This window comes from Pseudomonas sp. RC2C2 (assembly GCF_018390435.1).
Lineage (GTDB): Bacteria > Pseudomonadota > Gammaproteobacteria > Pseudomonadales > Pseudomonadaceae > Aquipseudomonas > Aquipseudomonas donghuensis.
The window spans coordinates 1,330,892-1,351,927 of record NZ_JAHBAX010000002.1 but is presented as its reverse complement, the minus strand read 5'-3'; the positions used below and the strand labels follow the sequence as shown (position 1 = coordinate 1,351,927).

Annotated in this window: 16 protein-coding genes and 1 pseudogene; 8 read left to right on the top strand and 9 right to left on the bottom strand. The window is 64.1% G+C overall.

Annotated elements, in window-relative coordinates; all coding sequences use genetic code 11:
• Positions 1–45: 45 nt before the first annotated feature.
• Positions 46–258, bottom strand: a complete 213-nt coding sequence (locus tag KHO53_RS24795) for a hypothetical protein (protein WP_010225226.1) — start codon at positions 256–258, stop codon at positions 46–48.
• An 11-nt stretch (positions 259–269) separates the two neighbouring features.
• A complete protein-coding gene (ccoN, locus tag KHO53_RS24790; protein ID WP_100783391.1) occupies positions 270–1,697 on the bottom strand; it encodes a cytochrome-c oxidase, cbb3-type subunit I in 1,428 nt (475 codons plus the stop codon).
• A gap of 452 nt (positions 1,698–2,149) precedes the next feature.
• On the opposite strand from ccoN, the gene KHO53_RS24785 reads away from it, so the two are divergent.
• The 6 genes from KHO53_RS24785 to KHO53_RS24760 are packed head-to-tail and all read left to right on the top strand — an operon-like array spanning position 2,150 to position 8,521.
• Positions 2,150–3,748 carry a phosphopantetheine-binding protein gene (locus KHO53_RS24785; RefSeq protein ID WP_010225231.1) on the top strand — a complete coding sequence of 533 codons (1,599 nt, stop codon included), beginning with the start codon at positions 2,150–2,152 and terminating at the stop codon, positions 3,746–3,748.
• Positions 3,735–5,312 carry a class I adenylate-forming enzyme family protein gene (locus KHO53_RS24780; protein WP_051636826.1) on the top strand — a complete coding sequence of 526 codons (1,578 nt, stop codon included), beginning with the start codon at positions 3,735–3,737 and terminating at the stop codon, positions 5,310–5,312. Before KHO53_RS24785 ends, KHO53_RS24780 begins: the two co-directional genes overlap by 14 nt.
• A gap of 44 nt (positions 5,313–5,356) precedes the next feature.
• The gene (locus KHO53_RS24775) at positions 5,357–6,283 is read left to right on the top strand and encodes an alpha/beta fold hydrolase (protein ID WP_036997052.1); all 927 of its coding nucleotides are present in this window, start codon (positions 5,357–5,359) and stop codon (positions 6,281–6,283) included.
• Positions 6,284–6,295: 12 nt separating this feature from the next.
• Positions 6,296–6,979, top strand: a complete 684-nt coding sequence (gene rpe, locus KHO53_RS24770; RefSeq protein WP_213571144.1) for a ribulose-phosphate 3-epimerase — start codon at positions 6,296–6,298, stop codon at positions 6,977–6,979.
• A 44-nt stretch (positions 6,980–7,023) separates the two neighbouring features.
• The gene (hemE, locus tag KHO53_RS24765; protein ID WP_374046005.1) at positions 7,024–8,100 is read left to right on the top strand and encodes a uroporphyrinogen decarboxylase; all 1,077 of its coding nucleotides are present in this window, start codon (positions 7,024–7,026) and stop codon (positions 8,098–8,100) included.
• Complete coding sequence (locus KHO53_RS24760) at positions 8,093–8,521, top strand: MarR family winged helix-turn-helix transcriptional regulator (RefSeq protein ID WP_010225236.1); 429 nt, start codon at positions 8,093–8,095, stop codon at positions 8,519–8,521. Before hemE ends, KHO53_RS24760 begins: the two co-directional genes overlap by 8 nt.
• 96 nt (positions 8,522–8,617) lie before the next feature.
• On the opposite strand, the gene mobA is transcribed toward KHO53_RS24760, so the two are convergent.
• The 3 genes from mobA to KHO53_RS24745 all read right to left on the bottom strand — a co-directional run bounded on the left by mobA (position 8,618) and on the right by KHO53_RS24745 (position 13,579).
• On the bottom strand, positions 8,618–9,193 hold the full coding sequence (mobA, locus tag KHO53_RS24755; RefSeq protein WP_010225238.1) for a molybdenum cofactor guanylyltransferase MobA: 576 nt from the start codon (positions 9,191–9,193) through the stop codon (positions 8,618–8,620).
• Between the two features lie 61 nt (positions 9,194–9,254).
• Positions 9,255–12,389: a multidrug efflux RND transporter permease subunit gene (locus KHO53_RS24750; protein ID WP_036997054.1), complete on the bottom strand. Its 3,135-nt coding sequence runs from the start codon at positions 12,387–12,389 to the stop codon at positions 9,255–9,257.
• A gap of 11 nt (positions 12,390–12,400) precedes the next feature.
• The gene (locus tag KHO53_RS24745; RefSeq protein ID WP_010225241.1) at positions 12,401–13,579 is read right to left on the bottom strand and encodes an efflux RND transporter periplasmic adaptor subunit; all 1,179 of its coding nucleotides are present in this window, start codon (positions 13,577–13,579) and stop codon (positions 12,401–12,403) included.
• Between the two features lie 156 nt (positions 13,580–13,735).
• Between KHO53_RS24745 and KHO53_RS24740 the strand changes: the two genes are divergently transcribed.
• The gene (locus tag KHO53_RS24740; RefSeq protein ID WP_010225242.1) at positions 13,736–14,437 is read left to right on the top strand and encodes a response regulator; all 702 of its coding nucleotides are present in this window, start codon (positions 13,736–13,738) and stop codon (positions 14,435–14,437) included.
• Positions 14,438–14,443: 6 nt separating this feature from the next.
• Complete coding sequence (locus tag KHO53_RS24735) at positions 14,444–15,742, top strand: ATP-binding protein (RefSeq protein ID WP_010225243.1); 1,299 nt, start codon at positions 14,444–14,446, stop codon at positions 15,740–15,742.
• On the opposite strand, the gene paaZ is transcribed toward KHO53_RS24735, so the two are convergent.
• The 4 genes and pseudogenes from paaZ to KHO53_RS24715 form a co-directional block, all read right to left on the bottom strand.
• On the bottom strand, positions 15,723–17,792 hold the full coding sequence (gene paaZ / locus KHO53_RS24730) for a phenylacetic acid degradation bifunctional protein PaaZ (protein ID WP_100783397.1): 2,070 nt from the start codon (positions 17,790–17,792) through the stop codon (positions 15,723–15,725). The two genes, KHO53_RS24735 and paaZ, sit on opposite strands and share 20 nt — an antisense overlap.
• Before the next feature lie 47 nt (positions 17,793–17,839).
• A complete protein-coding gene (locus KHO53_RS24725) occupies positions 17,840–19,081 on the bottom strand; it encodes an OprD family porin (RefSeq protein WP_036997060.1) in 1,242 nt (413 codons plus the stop codon).
• A 36-nt stretch (positions 19,082–19,117) separates the two neighbouring features.
• Positions 19,118–20,680, bottom strand: a pseudogene (locus KHO53_RS24720) (cation acetate symporter); the annotation flags it as partial.
• Positions 20,677–20,985 (bottom strand): DUF485 domain-containing protein, encoded by a 309-nt coding sequence (locus KHO53_RS24715; RefSeq protein WP_010225248.1) that lies wholly within the window; start codon positions 20,983–20,985, stop codon positions 20,677–20,679. The gene KHO53_RS24715 and the pseudogene KHO53_RS24720, both read right to left, overlap by 4 nt.
• Between the last annotated feature and the right edge of the window lie 51 nt (positions 20,986–21,036).

Here is a 21,036-nt window from a genome sequence, read left to right as displayed (position 1 = left end):
CACAGATCCAATGTGGGAGCTGGCTTGCCAGCGATGAGGCGTGAATCAGGCCTTCAGGGCCGCATCCGGCGCCACCGCCGGCACCGGCTTGCCGGTGGCCGCTTCAACCCGGCGGGCGACCGCCGGGTCGTCGGCGAAGGGGATCAGGCTGGCTTGATCGTCCACTTCGCCGTTGTGGCGCTGCAGGCAGGCACTGGTGACCAGGTAGAAAAACAGTACGCCGCTCAGGCAGTACAGTGCATACAGCCAGTCATCCATCTCCGTGCCTCCTAGGCCAGGCTGGCGTTGTTCAGCGCCAGTTTTTCATCGGCCACCCGCACGGTGCGCCAGGTGTTGTAGGCCATCAGCAGCATGCCGCTCAAGAAGCACACGCCACCGACAAAGCGCACGATAAAGCCCGGGTGGCTGGCCACCAGCGCCTCGACGAACGAGTAGGTGAGGGTGCCGTCGTCGTTGGTGGCGCGCCACATCAGACCCTGGGCGATGCCGTTGACCCACATCGAGGCGATGTACAGCACGGTGCCGATGGTCGCCAGCCAGAAGTGCAGGTTGATCAGGCCGACGCTGTACATCTGCTCGCGGCCAAACACTTTCGGGATCATGTGGTACAGCGAGCCGAAGGTGATCATCGCCACCCAGCCCAGGGCACCGGCATGCACGTGGCCGATGGTCCAGTCGGTGTAGTGCGACAGGGCGTTGACGGTCTTGATCGCCATCATCGGGCCTTCGAAGGTCGACATGCCGTAGAACGCCAGCGACAGCACCAGAAAGCGCAGGATCGGGTCGCTGCGCAGCTTATGCCAGGCGCCGGAGAGGGTCATCATGCCGTTGATCATGCCACCCCAGCTTGGCGCCAGGAGGATCAGCGACATCGCCATGCCCAGCGACTGCGCCCAGTCGGGCAGGGCGGTGTAGTGCAGGTGGTGGGGACCTGCCCAGATGTACAGGGTGATCAGCGCCCAGAAGTGCACGATCGACAGGCGATAGCTGTACACCGGCCGGCCCACTTGCTTGGGCACGAAGTAGTACATCATCCCCAGGAAACCCGTGGTCAGGAAGAAGCCCACGGCGTTGTGGCCGTACCACCATTGCACCATGGCGTCAGTGGCCCCGGAGTACACCGGGTACGACTTGAACCAGCTCACCGGAATCGACAGGTGGTTGACCACGTGAAGCATGGCGATCACCACGATGAAGGCACCGAAGAACCAGTTGCCGACGTAGATATGCTTGGCCTTGCGGCGCATCAGGGTGGCGAAGAAGACGATGCCGTAAGCAACCCAGACGATCGCCATCCACACCGCGCCGGTGAATTCGATCTCGGCATATTCCTTGGTCGTGGTCAGGCCCAGCGGCAGGCTGACCAGCATGATCACGATGGTCGCCTGCCAGCCCCAGAAGGTGAAGGCGGCGAGTTTGTCGCTGAACAGCCGCACTTGGCAGGTGCGCTGTACCGCGTAATAACTGGCGGCGAACTGCGCGCTACCGGCGAAGCCGAAGATCACCAGGCTGGTGTGCAAGGGGCGCAGGCGGCCGAACGAGGTCCACGGCAAGTCGAGGTTAAGCTCGGGCCAGACCAGTTGCGAGGCGATCCAGACGCCCATGGCCATGCCGACGATACCCCAGACCACCGTCATGATGACGAATTGCCGGACCACCTTGTAGTTATAGGCCTGCGCCTGTTGATGTGTGCTCATGGCTAGTTTCCACAGTTCCTGTATGGCTCGCCCTGCCGTGGGGCAGGGGCACAGGCGCAGACTCTAGGAAGCTGCTGGCATACAAAACAGACTCAGAAACCGGCGTTAATACCGGATCAGATAAAACCCCCGTATTCATTGGACAATGGCGCACCTGTTATGGATTGGGTGCGGCGATTTATCTCTGTTCTGCATCGAACCTGCCGGCAAAAGCGTGTCGCTGTGTCGCAGACAAAACCCCGTGGAATTATCTTGACATCACGGCAAATGCGGACGCAGAATTTCACAAACTTTGCGCGCAAAGTTTTATGTCGGGCCCACTTACTCGCCCGGCAAGTGGTGCGCAACCAACTTTGACGCCATCCCGCTATACGCCCTTGTCTCGGTGCTCTCAAGCCGGGACGGGGTACGCGCGCAGCGGCGGCACACTATAAGAACGAAGGGAGCAACAGATGAAGCTTTCCAAGGAACTGGTCCTCCAGGCAAAAGCGACGTTCGGGACACCGACCTACCTCTACGATGAAGCCGTGCTACGCAGCAGTTTCAACGAGTTGCGCGATGCATTGCCGGACTGCGTGGATATCTTCTATGCGTTGAAGGTCAACCCGAACCTGTCCCTGGTGAAACTGATCCGCTCCTACGGCGGCAATACCGAAGTCTGCTCGCTGGGCGAGCTGGAAATCGCCCTGAAGGCCGGGGTCGCTCCTGAGGACATCATTTTCCTCGGGCCCTACAAGAAACCCGAGGAACATCGGCGCGCCCTGGAAGTTGGGGTGTTTGCCATCGTCGTCGAATCGGAAACCGAACTGCGCAAACTCTCGGCGCTGGCGGGCGAACTCGGCCGCGTGGCGCCGGTGGCGATTCGTATCAACCCTAACTTCTCCGCCTCCGGTTCCCCGTGGAAGATGGGCGGGCGGCCGACCCATTTCGGCATTGAAGAAGATACGGCCGTTGCCAATTTCGGCGACTACGCGGCGTTGCCAAACCTGCAGATCAAAGGCATCCACGTTTACAACGGGACCAAGATCCTCGATGCGCAGTCGGTGTACGACAACGCCAAGTACATTCTTGGCCTCTACCGTAGCCTGACCCGGCGCTACAACCTGGACATGAGCATGGTCGATGTCGGCGGCGGCCTGGGTATCAAGTACTACGAGAACGAGAGCGAACTCGACACCCGCCAGCTCAAGCAACTGCTGGCGCCACTGTTCGAGGCGTTCAATCAGCAGTTCCCGCAGACCCGGATCATTGTCGAGTCGGGGCGCTTCGTCGCCGGCAAGTGCGGTGCCCTGCTGGTGACGGTCGACAACATCAAGGAAAACCACGGCAAGACCTTTGCCGTCACCGATGGCGGTACCAATTGTCATGGCGCCGCCGCTGGCAGCGGCCAGGTGCTCAAACGCAACTTCCGTATTGTCCACGCCACCGGCAGCACCGGCGCGCCGCTGCGCGAATACCATATCTCCGGGCCGCTCTGTAGCCCCGATGATCTGCTGGCCCGTGACCTGCAGATCGAAACCCTGCACGAGGGCGACATCCTCGCCGTCACCGCCTCAGGTGCCTACGGCCCGTCTGCTTCGCCGACCCTGTTCCACAGCCATGGCCACCCGGCCGAAGTGATTGTCAGCAACGGCCAGCTGTTCCTCGCCCGTGCCCGGCAAACCGCCCTGGACATCCGTGACAGCCACGCCGATGTACCGCTGTCGGCCATGCTCGGCGCTGCCCCGGCGGCGAGCGAGCCGACGCCGATCGCCCAGGCGGCGACCCAGCGTCAGCTCGGCGAGATCCTGCGGGTGGTGCTGAAACTGCCGGCAAACACCGTGATCAGCGCCGACTCGCATCTGCGGGACGACCTGGGGCTGGATTCACTGACCTCCATGGAGTTGCTGGTCAATCTGGAAGACGATATCGAAGGTTTCTTCGTCAACCCCGACACCATCGCCCCCGGACACTTCAATACCGTCGCCACCCTGGCCGGCTATATTGACGCCCACCGTCAACCGGCGGCGGTGCGCCGGGCACGTTTCGAGGTGCAGCATGAAGGCGTCTGACGTCCTCTTGCAGCACGTGCTGGACCGTCCCAACGGCCTGTACCCGGACAAGGCAGCGATCATCTATGCCGATGAAACCTACACCTATGCCCAGCTCGACGAAGCCAGTGGGCGCCTGGCTGCCGGGCTGCAGGTCAATGGCCTGCAGCGCCAGGAGCGGGTGGTGGTGTGCCTGGGCAACCGGGTCGAGACCGTCTGTGCGTTCTGGGGCGTACTCAGGGCCGGCGGGGTGATGGTCAACGTCGGCCTGGAAACCCCGGCCGACAGCCTCGACTACATCATCCGCGATGCCGAGGCCTCGGTACTGATCACCACCTCGGAGAAATTCGCCAGCCTGCCGGCGGGCACCTCCGAGCTGAGCTACCTCAAGGCCATCGTGCTGCTCGACGGCGAAGCCGACTCCCCGGTTACCCAGACTGTCGAAAGCCTGTTGGGGCAGGGCGCCGGCGTGCCACTGCCGTGCGGCAACCTCGACCTGGACCTGGCTGCGATCATCTACACCTCAGGGTCCACTGGCGCGCCCAAGGGGGTGATGCTTACCCACCGCAACATGCTCGCGGCGCTCAACTCGCTGCATACCTACCTGGGGTACACAGCCACTGACAACGTGCTGTGCTCGTTGCCGCTGTCGTTCGACTACGGCCTTTACCAGATGATCATGGCCTTGAGCAGTGGTGCCACCCTGGTGCTGGAAAAGGAATTCACCTGGCCGATCTTCCTGATCAAAAAGATTCGCCAGTATCAGGTCACGGTCATTCCGTTCGTGCCGACCATGCTCATGCTCCTGCATGAATACGCGCACAAGCGCGAGGCGACTTTCCCCCAGGTGCGCATGGTGACCAACACCGGCGCGGCCCTCAAGCCGACCCACATCGCCCAAATGAAAGGCCTGTTCCCCCAGGCGCAGATCTTTTCCATGTACGGCCTGACCGAGTGCAAGCGCTGCACCTACTTGCCACCGGAAGATATAGACGACAAACCGGGCAGTGTCGGCATCGCCATCCCCAACACCGAGCTGTGGCTGGTGGACGACGAAGGCCGGCGCATCGACCAGCCGCATCAGGTCGGTCAACTGGTGATTCGCGGCGCCACTGTGATGGCAGGTTACTGGCGCAACCCCCAGGCCACGGCGCAAAAGCTCAAGCCGGGCCCGTACCCGGGTGAAAGCGTGCTGTACACCGGCGACTACTGCAGCCTTGATGAGGACGGTTACCTGTACTTCCAGGGCCGTATGGACCACGTGATCAAATCGCGCGGCATGAAGGTCAGCCCCAGTGAAGTCGAGAGCTTCCTCTATGCCATTGATGGCGTCGAAGCGGCGGCGGTGGTCGGTATCGAGCATGCGTCGGTCGGCGAGGCGTTATGGGCGTTCGTCACCTTGGGCCAAGGTGTGAGCCTGAGCGTGGAACAGTTGCTCGAACGTTGCCGGCACGGCCTGGAGTCGCACAAGGTACCCCTGTCGATCAGTATCGAAGGCACCCTGCCGCGTACGGCCAACGGCAAGTTCGACCTGCAGCAGCTGCAGCACACGGCGCGCAGCGCACAACTGGCGGTGGCCGGTTGAACGGCGCCTTTGATGGGTGATTCAGTCATACAGGAGGTACGGACATGAGTCTGGGCAATAGAGGCCGCGATCAATCGCTGGACGTTAACGGCAACCATGTTGCATTGCGTATCTGGGGCAATGAGCGTGGCCATCCGGTGCTGGCCATCCATGGCTGGCTCGACAACGCGGCGTCGTTCGAGCGCATTGCGCCGCTGCTTGATGAGTGTTTCGTGGTCGCCCCGGACCTGGCCGGCCACGGGCGTTCCGAGCACCGCCGCGGCGACAGCGGCTATTACCTGTGGGAACACGCTGATGACATGAACGCGCTGGTCGAATGCCTGGGCTGGAAGCGTTTTTCAGTGTTGGGCCATTCCATGGGCACGGGGGTCGCATCGATTCTGGCGGCAATGAACAAGTCGATCGACAGCATGGTGTTCATCGACGGCATGGGGGCGCCTTTTACCATCGCCGAAGAAGACACCGTCGAGCACCTGAAAAAGTCCCAGCGCCTGCTGCGCCTGGCCCTGCGCACCCGCCTGCATGGCTTCTCGGCGGCGCAAACGGCGCAGTTCGACAGCCTTGAAGCGGCCATTGGCGAGCGGCGCAACAGTATCGACGCCACGCTGTGCGCCGAGGGCGCGCGGTTGCTGGCCATGCGCGACCTGCTCAGCGTCGGCGACGGTTACCGCTGGCGCCATGACCCGCGCCTGGTGTTGCCCGAGGCAATGCAGCTGACCGAGCGTCAGGCCTGCGATTTCCTGCGCCAGATCAATTGCCCGCTGCACCTGATGCTTGGGCGCCAGGGGCTGTTTGCCGGCGCCCAGTTCGACAAAAGAAAACACGCCTTGCCCTGGGCCACCCAGGTGCACTGGCATGACGGCGGCCACCATTTTCACCTGGAGGAGCCGAGCGCGGCCTTGATCGGCCAGATCAACGCTGCGCTGCTTCAGCGTGAGTCGGGGCCGCGGCAACGATTAGTCAATGAGTAATGGAGTACACCCGTGAAAGAGTTCTGGATTGCACCATCGATTCTGGCGGCCGATTTCGCCCGCCTCGGCGCTGAAGCCGAGCAGGTGCTGGCTGCCGGTGCCGATGTCATCCATATCGATGTGATGGATAACCACTATGTGCCCAACCTGACCATGGGCCCGCAGTTCTGCAAGGCCTTGCGCAGCCACGGGATCACCGCGCCGATCGATGTGCACCTGATGGTCACCCCGGTGGATGCGATGATCCAGGCCTTCGCCGAGGCCGGCGCCGACTACATCTCGATCCATCCCGAAGCCACCCTGCACCTGGACCGCTCGCTGCAGTTGATCAAGGACCTGGGCTGCAAGGCAGGCCTGGTGTTCAACCCGGCCAGCACCCTCGACGCGGCTCGCTACGTGCTCGACAAGCTCGACCTGATCCTGCTGATGTCAGTCAACCCGGGCTTTGGCGGGCAGCGGTTCATCCCTTCGGTATTGCCCAAGGTAGCTGCAGCGCGCAAGCTTATCGACGACAGTGGCCGGGCGATCCGTCTGGAGGTAGACGGTGGCGTCAACCTCGAAACCATCGGCCAGGTGGCTGCCGCCGGGGCTGACATGTTCGTTGCCGGCACGGCGATTTTTGCCCAGAGCGATTACCGCGTTACCATCGAGGCCTTGCGCCGGGAGATTGCTCAAGCTGTGCCCAACCGCCACTGATAGGCGGTCTTTCCAACGATTCTCGCGAATCCAGTACGAGTTACCTGTCCTTGCACACTACAACTTTAATCAAGGCCTTGCTGCGTCAGCCGACTGCGCGCACACCGGTCTGGCTGATGCGCCAGGCCGGGCGTTACCTGCCCGAGTACCGAGAGTTGCGGGCCCGCGCCGGATCGTTCCTGAACCTGGCGAAAACGCCGGACTACGCCACCGAGGCTACCTTGCAACCCATGCGCCGCTTCAACCTGGATGCGGCAATCGTGTTCTCCGATATCCTCACCGTGCCTGATGCCATGGGCCTGGGCCTGTACTTTGGCACGGGCGAGGGCCCGCGTTTTCGCCATCCATTGCGCGACGAGCAGGCCATCAAGCGCCTGCGTGTGCCTGAGCCCGAGTCACTGGACTACCTGTACCAGACCGTGGCCCAGGCCCGCCGGGCGCTGGACCCCAAGGCGGCGCTGATCGGCGTTGCCGGCAGCCCCTGGACCTTGGCCTGTTACATGGTCGAAGGCGGGCCGCCGGGTGATTTCCAGCTGATCAAAAAGATGCTCTACCGCCGCCCGGAACTGCTTCAGCGCATTTTGCAGGTCACCAGCCAAGCGGTGGCGGCCAGCCTCAATGCGCAGATCGAGTCCGGCGCCCAGGCGCTGATGATCTTCGACACCTGGGGCGGGGCCCTGGCCGATGGCGCCTACCAGCGTTTCTCGCTGTTCTACATGCGCGAGGTGCTGGCGCGCCTGCACAAGACCCATCACGGTCAGCGGGTACCGTCGATCATCTACACCCCAGGTGGTAGCCCCTGGCTTGGCGAAATGGCCGACAGCGGTGCCGACGCCCTGAGCCTGGACTCGGCCTGTAACCTGGGCATGGCCCGGCAACTGGTGGGCCACAGCGTCGCCTTGCAAGGTAACCTCGACCCCAGCGTCTTGCTGGGCGATGAGGCCTGCATCCGCCGCGAAGTGCAGCGCACCTTGCAGGCCTTCGGGCCGCCGGCCGCAGGCTTTGGCCATGTGTTCAACCTGGGCCAGGGGATCTCGCCGGCAACCTCGCCAGAGGCGGTGGCGACCCTGGTCGAGGCGGTCCATGAATTGAGCCGCGTGCGCGGAGGTGCCTATGCTTGACCCGACCTTCGACTTCGACCGGATGCTGTGCTTCTCGCTGTATTCGACCGCCAATGCCATGGTCCGTGACTACGCCGAACCGCTGAAAAAGCGCGGTGTGACCTACCCGCAATTGCTGGTGATGGCCGGGTTATGGGGCCAGGACGATGTCTCGATCAGTGCCCTGAGCGAGCTGACCTTGTTCGACCTTGGCACCCTGACACCGATCGTCAAGCGTCTGGCCGACAATGGCTTCATCACTGTCTATCTCGACCCCAATGACCGCCGTCGACGTAACCTGCTGCTGACCGACAAGGGCCGTGAGCTCAAGGCCGAGGCGGCGCAGGTGTTCAGCAACATGGCGTGCAAGATCGACCTGGGCGAGGGGGAGGTGGAGCAGGTGCTGGACGTGTGCCACCGGATCAGGTCGCGGTTGCGCTGAAGCTGGACTTGTCAGCGATCGCCGGCCTCATCGCTGGGCAAGCCCGCTCCCACAGGTCCTGCATCAATCTGTGGGAGCGGGCTTGCCCAGCGATGACTAGGTGCGCAAAAACTCCGGGGTATTGAAATTGCTCAGGCGCAGGTCGCCCTCGGCGCACTCCAGGGCCCGCACCGGGTGCTGGCGCAAGGTCCGTTGCACTCCTCTATCGCCCGCATCCCAGGCTCGCTGAAAGTCAGCGCGCAAGGCGCAGGGAATCAGGCTGAACATCGGCTGCCAGTAGCCGCCCTGGCGGATCATCGCCGGCTGCTGTTGGTCATTGGCCAGGTGCATCAGGTCGAGGATCAGCGCCTGGTCGATCAACGGCGCGTCGCAGGCCAGCACCAGCATCCATTCATGCCGCGCCACCGCCAGCCCCGCCAGCACCCCGGCCAGTGGCCCGGGAAAATCCGCTTCGGCATCCCCCACCAACTGATCGGCGTAAGGCCGGTACAGGTCCTGGTTGCGGTTGCAGGAAATGATCAGGTCGTCGGTCAGCGGCCGCACCACGGCGTGGATGTGGGCGATCAGGGGTTGGCCCTGCCAGTCGAGCAGGCCTTTGTCCTGGCCGCCCATGCGCTGGCCGCGGCCACCGGCAAGGATGAGGATGGAGCAGGGGGGAGGGGCGGCGGGCATGGTCAGGGTTCCTGGCGGTATCAGCCGATCACCTTCCCATGCACGCCGCAGTCTGTCCAGATCAGCTGTCGCTGGCTACCGGCGCGCACGCTCGGGCGTGGCCCTTGGCCCGGCGCTTGCCGGTCAGGCGCATCACCACCACGAAGAACACCGGCACGAACACCACCGCCAGGGTGGCGCTGAGCATGCCGCCGATCACCCCGGTACCGATGGCCTGCTGGCTGGCCGAGCTGGCGCCGCTGGCAATCGCCAGGGGCACCACACCGAGGATGAACGCCAGCGAGGTCATGACGATCGGGCGCAAGCGCAAACGTGCGGCTTGCACGGTGGCATCGACCAGGTCGTGACCTTCATCGACCAGGCTCTTGGCGAACTCGATGATCAGGATGGCGTTTTTTGCCGACAGGCCGATCAGGGTGATCAGGCCGACCTTGAAGAACACGTCGTTGGGCATGCCGCGCAGGCTCACCGCAATCACCGCGCCCAGTACGCCCAGCGGTACCACCAGCAGTACCGAGGTCGGGATCGACCAGCTCTCGTACAACGCCGCCAGGCACAGGAACACCACCAGCAGCGACAGGCCCATGAGGATCGGCGCCTGGGCGCCGGACAGGCGCTCCTGCAGCGACAGGCCGGTCCATTCCAGGCCCATGCCCTGAGGCAGTTGATCGACCAGGCGCTGGATCTCGTTCATCGCCTCGCCGGAGCTGTAGCCCGGTGCCGGCTCGCCCGACACGGCAATGGCCGGGTAGCCGTTATAGCGGGTCAACTGCACGGGGCCAGTGATCCACTTGGCCTGGACGAAGGCCGACAGTGGCACCATCTTGCCGTTGCTGTTGCGCACGTGAATCTTCAACAGGTCGTCGACCTGGCTGCGCTGGTCGCCTTCGGCCTGCACCACCACGCGCTGCATCCGCCCCTGGTTGGGGAAGTCGTTGACGTAGTTGGAGCCCACCGCAGTGTTGAGCACGTTGCCGATATCGGCAAACGACACGCCCAGGGCATTGGCCTGCTTGCGGTCGACTTCCAGCTGCACCTGCGGGCTCTCGGCCAGGGCGCTTTCGCGCACGTTGACCAGCAGCGGGCTTTTTTCCGCGGCGGCGAGCAACTGGTCGCGCGCCGCCATCAGCCCGGCATGGCCGAGGCCGCCACGGTCCTGCAGGCGGAACTCGAAACCGCTGGACGTGCCCAGGCCATCCACCGGCGGCGGCAGCACCGAATAGGCAATGGCGTCCTTGAGCTGGCTGAACGCGGCATTGGCGCGGTCGGCGATGGATTGCGCGCTGTCGTCGCTGCCGCGCTCGGACCAGTCCTTGAGGGTGGTGAACGCCAGCGCCGCGTTCTGGCCGTTGCCAGAGAAGCTGAAGCCGAGAATCAGGGTGCTGTTACCGACGCCAGGCTCTGTGGCGTTATGCGCCTCGATCTGCGCCGCCACCTGTTCGGTGCGGGCGCGGCTGGCCCCCGGCGGCAGCTGGATGTCGGTAATGGTGTAGCCCTGGTCTTCGGTGGGCAGGAACGAGGAGGGCAGTTGGCTGAAACCGTATACCAGCCCGGCCACCAGCACCAGGTAGACCAGCAAATAGCGGCCGCTGCGCTTGAGGGCCTGGATCACCCAGCGCTGGTAGCCATTGGTCATGCTTTCGAAGCGGCGGTTGAACCAGCCGAAGAAGCCGGTTTTCTCGTGGTGCGAGCCCTTGGCGATCGGCTTGAGCAGGGTCGCGCACAAGGCCGGGGTCAGGCTCAGGGCGAGGAACGCCGAGAACAGGATCGACACCGCCATCGACACCGAGAACTGCTGGTAGATCACCCCCACCGAGCCTTTCATGAAGGCCATCGGCAGGAACACCGCCACCAGCACCAGGGTGATGCCTACGATGGCGCCGCTGATCTGGCTCATGGCCTTTTTCGTCGCCTCGCGCGGTGCCAGGCCTTCTTCGCTCATGATCCGCTCGACGTTCTCGACCACGACGATGGCGTCGTCGACCAGGATACCGATGGCCAGGACCATGCCGAACAGGGTCAGCACGTTGACCGAGAAGCCCAGCGCCAGCATCACCGCAAAGGTACCCATCAGCGCCACCGGCACCACCAGGGTCGGGATCAGGGTGTAGCGGATGTTCTGCAGGAACAGGAACATCACCGCGAACACCAGGGCCATGGCTTCGAGCAGGGTGGTGATGACCTGCTGGATCGAGACCTTGACGAACGGCGAGGTGTCGTAGGGGATGTCGAACTTGGCCCCCGGCGGCAGGTAGCGCGACAGCTCGTTGAGCTTGGCTTGCACCAGGGTCGCGGTTTCCATGGCGTTGGCGCCGGGCGACAACTGCACGCTGAAGGCGCTGGTCGGCTTGCCGTTGAGACGGGTGCCGTACTGGTACTCCTGGCTGCCGATCTCGACCCGGGCGACATCGCCGATGGTGACTGTCGAGCCATCGGGATTGGCGCGCAGGACGATGTCCTTGAACTCCTGCACAGTGCTGAGCTGGCCCTTGATCACCACGTTGGCGGTGATTTCCTGGGTGCCGGTACCCGGCAGGTCGCCGATGCTGCCTGGCGCCACCTGGGCGTTCTGCGCAGCGATGGCGTCGTTGACGTCATCGGGGGTGAGGTTGAAACCGATCAGCTTGGCCGGGTCGATCCAGATGCGCATGGCCCGTTCCGAACCATACAACTGCGCCTTGCCGACACCCTTGAGGCGGCGGATTTCGTTCATCACGTTACGGGCGAGAAAGTCGCTCAGGGTCACTTCATCGAGGCTGCCGTCCATGGCGGTGAGGGTCACCATCAACAGGAAGCCGGTGGAGACTTTCTCCACCTGCAGGCCTTGCTGGGTGACCGGGCGCGGCAGGCGCGACTCGACCACTTTCAGGCGGTTCTGCACGTCGACCTGGGCCAGGTCCGGGTTGGTGCCCGGCTCGAAGGTGGCGGTGATGGTGGCGCTGCCCAGGCTGCTTTGCGAGCTGAAGTAGAGCAGGTTGTCGGCACCGTTGAGCTCTTCCTCGATCAGGCTGACCACGCTGTCGTCGATGGTCTGCGCCGAGGCGCCGGGGTACACGGCGTAGATTTCCACCTGCGGCGGCGCCACGTCGGGGTACTGGGCCACCGGCAACTGCGGGATGGCCAGGGCGCCGGCCAGCAGGATGAACAAGGCGACCACCCAGGCGAAGACCGGGCGGTCAATGAAAAACTGCGGCATGAATCAGGCCCTCACTGGCCGTTGGACTGAACGATGGGAAGGGCGTCCTTGCCCGCGTTGTCGACCTGTACCTGGTCGCCGGGGTTGATGTGCTGCAGACCTTCGACCACCACCCGGTCACCGGGGGCCAGGCCGTCGCTGACGATCCAGCGGTCGTTCTGCACACTGCCCAATACCACCGAACGTTCGCTGATGCGCTGTTCGGCATCCACCAGCATTACCTTCGGGTTGCCAGCACTGTCACGCAGGATGGCCCGTTGCGGCACGCTGATGCCTTGTTGCTTGACCGCCTGCTCCAGGCGCACGCGGATGAAACTGCCCGGCAGCAGGTCCAGGTCCGGGTTGGGGAACTCGCTGCGCAGGGTGATCTGCCCGGTGCTCGGGTCGACGCTGATGTCCGAGAACAGCAGCTTGCCCGGCAGCGGGTAGAGCGTGCCGTCGTCCTGGATCAGCGTCGCGCTGGCCTGGTCCTGGCCCACCTGCTGCAGTTCGCCGGCACGCAGGGCGCGGCGCAGGGCATTGAGCTCGCGGGTCGACTGGGTGACGTCGGCATGGATCGGGTTCAACTGCTGGATGGTCGCCAGCGGCGTGGTTTCGTTCTGCCCCACCAGGGCGCCTTCGGTCACCAGGGCGCGACCGATACGCCCGGAAATCGGCGCGGTGACGGTGGCGTAGCCGAGGTTGAGCTTGGCCCGCTCGAGCGCAGCCTTGGCAGCGGCGACATCGGCATCGGCTTGCAGGAAGGCGGCGCGGGCGTTGTCATGCTCCTGGCGGCTGATCGCATTGATGCCGATCAGCTCGCGATAGCGCTGGTCCTGCAAGCGCGCCTGGAACAGCGTGGCTTCGGCGCGGGCCAGGCTTGCGCGGGCGCTGTCGTAATCGGCCTGGAACGGCGCCGGGTCGATGCGAAACAGCACATCGCCCTGTTTGACGTCGCTGCCTTCGCGGTACACACGCTTGAGCACCACCCCGGCCACTCGCGCACGTACCTCGGCGGTACGTGGGGCAAGGATGCGGCCATTGAGCTCGGTGCTGATCGCCAGCGGCTGCACGCGCACGGTCTCGACCTTGACGGCGCTCGGCGGGGCCTTTTCTTCGGCCGGCGATTTGTCGTCGCAGGCGCTCAGGGCAAAGGTGATCAACAACAGCGGCGCCAGGGCGCGCAGACGGGCGGGACTTGTACTGGACATGCGGATCTTCCGAAAATGACCCGGCAATGCTAAGGCAGGCGACCGACGGGCAACAGTTAAGCTGTGTAGGCCATGTGTAAAAAAGTGTGAAGCTTTATCCTGCGAGCGCGTGAGCTCTTATATCCTGCCTGACTTTCCCAGCCTGTCAAACTACCCATGCCGAATATCCTCCTGGTCGAAGACGACTGCGCCCTGTCCGAACTGATCGCCAGCTACCTGCAGCGCAACGACTTCAGTGTCAATGTGATTGCCCGTGGCGACCATGTGCTGGCCGAAGCCCGGCGCAACAAGCCGGACCTGGTGATCCTCGACCTGATGCTGCCCGGCCTCGATGGCCTGCAGGTGTGCCGGCTGCTGCGCGCCGAGTCCCAGGCCTTGCCGATCCTGATGCTGACCGCCCGCGACGACAGCCATGACCAGGTGCTGGGCCTGGAGATGGGCGCCGACGACTACGTGACCAAACCTTGCGAGCCACGGGTGCTGCTGGCCCGGGTACGCACATTGCTGCGCCGCAGCTGCATCAACGAGCCCCGGCTTGAGAGCGACCTGATCGTGGTCGGCGGCCTGCGCATCGACCTGGCCGAGCGCAACGTGTTCTGGCGCGAACAACCCGTGGAGCTGTCCAGCGGCGAGTTCAACCTGCTGGTGGTGCTGGCGCGCAACGCCGGGGTGGTGCTCAGCCGCGACCGTATCCTCCAGCAACTGCGCGGCATCGAGTTCAACGGTACCGACCGCTCGGTGGACGTGGCGATTTCCAAGCTGCGGCGCAAGTTCGACGACAGCGCCGGCGAAGCGCGCAAGATCAAGACCGTGTGGGGCAAGGGCTACCTGTTCAGCCGGGTCGAGTGGGAGTTCTAGCGGCTCATGCTGAAGATCCTCATCCGTCTGTACCTGATCACCATCGTGGCCTATGCCGGGGCGATCTTCCTGATTCCCGACGCCATCGTCGGCGCCTTTCATCAGCGCTTCATCGCCTACAACCTTGATCAGGCGCGGGGCGTGCAGCGCCTGATCGTCAAGCAGTTCGAGCAGGTGCCGGCCAGCGAGTGGCCGGCCAAGGCCAGGGAGCTGGCGGCGGATTTCGCGCCCCTTGAGATCGAGCTGCGCCGCCAGGACCAGATCGGCCTGAGCCATGAAGAACGCGATCGCCTCAACGCCGGGCAGAACGTGGTGCGCCTGGGCGACTGGGGCTACTACGAAACCGCCCTGGCGCCGCTGGACGACACCTGGCTGGTGGAACTGAGCAACCCGCCCGACCCGATGGACATCAGCCTGCTGTCCTGGGTGGTGACCGTACTGATTGGCGCCGCCTTGCTCGGTTGCCTGCTGTTCTGGGTATGGCCGCACTGGCGCGACCTTGAGCGCCTCAAGGAAACCGCACGGCGCCTGGGCCAGGGCGAGTTGTCGCAGCGCACCCATATTCCGCCGCGCTCGAACATCGGCGAACTGGCCCAGGTGTTCGACACCATGGCCCAGGACGTCGAGCGCCTGCTGACCCAGCAACGCGAACTGCTCAACGCCGTGTCCCATGAACTGCGCACGCCGCTGACGCGCCTGGATTTTGGCCTGGTATTGCTGTTCGACGAAGTGCCGCCGAACTGCCGCAAGCGCCTGCTGGAACTGGTCGGCCATGTCCGCGAGCTGGATGAGCTGGTGCTCGAGCTGCTGTCCTATAGCCGCCTGCAGAACGCCGACCAGGCGCGCGAGCGGGTCGAGGTGTCGTTGCTGGAGCTGGTCGACAGTATTCTTGGCAGCTTTGCCGAGGAGCTCGATGGCCGCGGCATCGAATGGCAGGTGCGCGCCGACGACAAACTGCCGCGCTTCATCCTCGACCCACGGCTGACCGCCCGCGCCTTGCAGAACCTGGTGCGCAACGCCATGCGCTATTGCGACGGGCAGATCCTCCTGCGCCTGAGCCTGGACCCGCAGGGCCATTGCCTGCTGACCGTGGAGGATGACGGCATCGGCATCCCGCCTGATCAGCGTGAGCTGATCTTCCAGCCGTTCTACCGCCTGGACCGCAGTCGCGACCGGACCACTGGCGGCTTTGGCCTGGGCCTGGCGATCAGCCGCCGGGCCATTGAGGGCCAGGGTGGCACGCTGACTGTCGGCCAGTCAGCGCTCGGTGGCGCGCAGTTCAAGATCAGGTTGCCACGGGGCTGACCTCACGTTTGACCACCAAGGTCAGAATGTCATAACTGGCCACCAGCTCTCCCAACTGGTTGGTCACCTCCACATCCCAGGCCACCACCCCTTGCGGGATGCCTTGCGGGCTGCTCTTGCCCTGGTCGATCTTGCGCTTGCAGGTCAACCGGGCCTGGATGGTGTCGCCAATGCCCACCGGGTTGATGAAGCGCAGGGTATCCAGGCCGTAGTTGGCCAGTACCGGACCGGGAGCGGCACTGACAAACAGCCCGGCCGCGGCCGACAGCACGAAGTAGCCGTGAGCGATGCGCTTGCCGAACTGCGAGTCCCTGGCGGCGATTTCGTCGAAATGCATGTAGAAGTGATCGCCCGACAGGCAGCCGAAGTTCACCAGGTCGGCTTCGGTGACGGTACGTCGGTGGGTCAGCAGCGACTCGCCGATGCGCAGGTCCTGGAAGTAACGGCGAAACGGATGCACCTCGGTTTCAATCACCTCGGCGCCGCGCACGTACTCGCCAGTGACCGCCGTGAGCATGCTCGGCGAACCCTGGATCGCCGCCCGTTGCAGGTAGTGCTTGACCGCACGCAGGCCGCCGAGCTCTTCACCGCCACCGGCACGCCCCGGGCCGCCGTGCTTGAGTTGCGGCAGCGGCGAACCATGGCCGGTGGACTCCGGCGCCGCCTGCGGGTCGAGGATCAGCAGCCGGCCGTGCCAGGCGGCTGCTACCGGGATGACCTTGGCCGCCACCTGGCGGTCGCAGGTCACCAGGCTGGCGACCAGGCTGCCTTTGCCCCGTGCGGCCAAGGCCAGGGCTTCGTCGAGGTCGTCATAGGCCATCAGGGTGCTGACCGGGCCGAAGGCCTCGATGTCATGGGCGCCGCCTTCGGCATGCGGGTCGCGGGCCTGGAGCAGGGTCGGGGCAAAGAACGCCCCTTCGCTGACCCCTTCGCCACGCGGGGCGAAACCATCGCTGGCACCGAACAGCTGCTCGCAGCTTTGCAGCAGGCTGTGCAGGCGTTCACCGACATCACGTTGTTGCTCATGGGAAGCCAGGGCGCCCATGCGTACGCCCTCGATCGACGGATCGCCCACCACCACCTGGCTCAGGCGCTCACGCAGGGCGCTGGCCACGGCGTCGATGTGCCGGGCCGGGACGATGGCGCGGCGGATCGCGGTGCACTTTTGCCCGGCCTTGGTGGTCATTTCGCGGACCACTTCCTTGATGTACAGCTCGAACGCCGGATCGCCCGGCTTGACGTCCGGGCCGAGGATCGCGCAGTTGAGCGAGTCGGCTTCGGCGCTGAAGGGGACCGAGTGACGGATCAGGTTCGGGGTCACGCGCAGTTTTGCCGCGGTGTCGGCTGAGCCGGTAAAAGTCACCAGGTCCTGGCCTTGCAGACGGTCGAGCAGGTCGCCGGTGCTGCCAATCACCAGTTGCAGGCTACCGGCCGGCAGCAGGCCGGATTGCGCCATCAGGCGCACCACCGCTTCGGTCAGGTAGCTGGTGGCGGTGGCGGGTTTGATGATGCAGGGCATGCCGGCCAGGAAGGTCGGGGCGAATTTCTCCAGCATGCCCCAGATCGGGAAGTTGAACGCGTTGATATGCACCGCGAGGCCCGCTCGCGGGACCAGAATATGGCTGCCGACGAACGAGCCCTGTTTGCCCAGGGGGATGGCCGGGCCTTCGTGAAAAATATTGCCCGAGGGCAGCTCCCGCGCGCCGATGCCGGCGTAGGCGAACAGCGTGGCGTTGCCGCCTTCGATGTCGATCCAGCTGTCGGCACGGGTGGCACCGCTGTGGTGGGAGAGGGCGTAGAGCTGCTCCTTGCGTTCGCTCAGGTACAAGGCCAGGGCCTTGAGGCGGGCGGCGCGTTGTTGGAAGTCCATGGCCATGAGGGCCTGCAGGCCCTGAGCGCGGGCATGCTCGATGGCCTCGGCAAAGTCCGGGCGCTCCTCGTGGCTGTAACCGATGATATGGCCGTCCAGGGCACTGCGCAGCGGCGTGGCGCCGTGCTGGCCGATCCATCGGCCGGCAATGAAGCTTTGCAAGGTAGGGGCAGCAGACATCGGGTGTCCTCCGGTTTCAGGTAATCGATTGCACACGGGCTTGGCGCTTACCACAGCGCCAGGGTGTAGCCGATGATCAGGCGGTTCTCGTCCAGCGCCGTGGTCAGGCCGTTGCCCGAGCGAAACATGACATTGCGCCAGCGCAGGCTGACGTTTTTCAGCGGGCCGCTCTGGATCACGTAGGTGATATCGGTATCGCGCTCGCGCTCACGACCGTTGTCGATGGCCCCGGCCTTGGCGTGACGGCCGTCGGTATAGCGGGTCATGAAGCTCAGGCCCGGTACGCCGAGCGCGGCGAAGTCGTAGTCGTAGCGCAGTTGCCAGGAGTCCAGCCCCGCGCGGGTGTAGGTGTTGTAGGTGACCAGGTTGACGGTGTAGGGGTCGCCACCGTTGAGAAACGGAAAGGCGCTGTCGCCAGACATCTGTTGCAGGTTGGCGGTGAACTTGTGGGCGCGCACGCCGAGGGCGAAGCTGGCGTTGAAGTTGCGGTTGTCGATTTGTCCGCCACGTTCGGCGCCATCGCCGCGGCTGTCGAAGTAACGCAGGTCGCTGCGCAGGTTCAGGCCCTCGGCCAATGGCAGGGTATGCACCAGGCCGACAAACTGCTGGCGGTAGATGTGCTCAAGCTTGCCGTAGTAGTAGCTCAGGCTCAGTTGCGGGTTGAAGGCATAACTGCCGCCGGCAAAATCGAAGCCGTCGCTGCTGGCCGCGCCATAGCCGATATCGTCGCGGCTTGAAGAGTCGCGCAGGTTGGCCTTGGTCAGGCGCCCGGCATTGACCGTCAGGCCGTCGATTTCCTGGCTGCTGAGCAAGCCGCCCTGAAAGCTTGAGGCCAGCAGGCGGGTATCGTTGTACACCACCACCGGCAACAACGGCTGCAGGGTGCCCAGGCGCAACACGCTTTTCGAGGCGCGCAGCTTGGCGGTCAGGCCCAGTTCGCTGTAGTCGTCGGCCGGCTCCAGGCTGTTGCGCCCGTAGGGCAACAGGCCAGTGCCACGGCGGTCGCGACTGGAGTCGAGCTTGATCCCCAGTTGGCCCATGGCGTCGACGCCAAGGCCCACGGCCCCCTCGGTAAAGCCCGACTCCAGTTTAGCCGTGAAGCCCTGGCCCCATTCTTCGGCCTTGGCCTGGGGCGCGTTGTCCTGACGAAAATCGCGGTTCAGGTAATGGTTGCGCAGCTCGAGCTTGGCGTGGCTGTCAGCGAAAAAGTCCGCCATGGCCGGTGCGGCGACCATGGGCAGGGCAAGGCTGGCCAGCAGCGAGGCTGGCTTGAGGCGAATGTGGTTCATTATTTTTATACCCGACAATCGTTTTTGTTGTTGGTGTCAGTGCTTGCTGGCGCCGGCGGCGCCGATCCCGGTCATGGAGCGAATGAACTGCGCGAGATAACGGCCACGTTCCTCGGTGGCCCGCGCCGAGGTGTCGGTGACCGAGAACAGCCAGGCGCCGAAGAAGGCCAGGCTCATCGAGAACAATGCCGGGTTGCTGTAGGGGAACAGCGCCTGCTGGTGATGCAGGACGTTGACCCACACCGCCGGGCTGAGCACCAGCAGGACGATCGCCGAGATCAACCCGCTCATGCTGCCGACCACCGCGCCGCGCGTGGTCAGGCCTTTCCAGAACATCGACAGGAACAGCACCGGGAAGTTGACCGAGGCGGCGATGGCCAGCACCAGGCCGGAGAGGAAGGCAATATTTTGCGACTCGAACATCAGGCCGAGAATGATCGCCAGCACGCCAATCCCTAAGGTGGCAAGGCGCGAGACGCGCATCTCTTCCTTCTCGCTGGCCTGGCCCTTGCGGATCACGCAGGCATACAGGTCATGGGACACCGCCGAGGCGCCGGACAGCGCCAGGCCGGCGACCACGGCCAGGATCGTGGCGAAGGCCACCGCCGAAATGAAACCGAGGAACAGGTTGCCGCCCACCGCCTGGGCCAGGTGCACCGCGATCATGTTGCCGCCGCCGATGATTGCGCCGCTGGCATCGCGGTAGGCCGGCTCGGTGCCGACCATGACAATGGCGCCAAAGCCGACCACGATCAGCAACAGGTAGAAGTAGCCAATGAAACCGGTGGCATAGAACACGCTCTTGCGCGCTTCCTTGGCGTCACTGACGGTAAAGAAACGCATGAGGATATGCGGCAGCCCCGCCGTGCCGAACATCATCCCCAGGCCCAGGGATATGGCATCTATCGGGTTGGACAGCAAGCCACCGGGGGCCATGATCGCCGTGCCTTTGGCGTGCACCGCCGCCGCGCCGGCAAACATCGCCTCGGTGCTGAAGCCGAAATGCTTGAGCACCATGAAGGCCATGAAGCTGGTGCCCGAGAGCAGCAGGACGGCCTTGATGATCTGCACCCAGGTGGTCGCCAGCATGCCGCCGAAGGTCACATAGAAGACCATCAGCACACCGACCAGCAGCACCGCATTGAAATAGCTGATGCCGAACAGCAGTTCGATCAGCTTGCCGGCACCGACCATCTGCGCCACCAGGTACATCAGCGCCACGGTCAGGGTGCCGAAGGCCGAGGTCAGGCGCACCGGCGTCTGCGCCAGGCGGTAGGACACCACGTCGGCGAAGGTGTATTTACCCAGGTTGCGCAGGCGCTCGGCAATCAGGAACAGGATGATCGGCCAGCCGGCCAGCACCCCCAGGGCATACAGCAGGCCATCGTAGCCATTGAGGAACATCATCGCCGAGATGCCGAGGAAGGAGGCGGCGCTGATCATGTCGCCGGCAATGGCCAGGCCATTCTGAAAACCGCTCAAGCCACCACCGGCGGTATAGAAGTCACTCGCCGAACGGGTGCGTAGTGCCGCCCAGCGGGTAATGCCAAGGGTGAACAGTACAAACAGCAGGAACATTGCGATCGCGGTCCAGTTCATTGTGCACACTCCCGCTTGACCTTGTCGTTCAAGGGGTCGAGCACATTGTTGGCGCGATGCACGTAGATCCCGGTAAGGGCAAACGAGGCCAGCACGATCAGCACCCCGACCAGCATGCCGACCGTGGTGACCCCACCGCTCAATGACTGGCCAAGGGTCTCGGGGGAGAACGCCACCAGCAGGACGAAGCCGTAATAGATGCACAGCATGATCAGGGTCAGGACCCCGTTCAGACGCCGTTTTCGTTTGACCAGTTGCTGGAAGTCAGGGTGCTGGCTGATGCTTTCGATGTCGTTGGGGGTCATGGCCGTACTCTTGTTATTTTGGTTGTTGTCAGGACACGCGAGGTACCACAG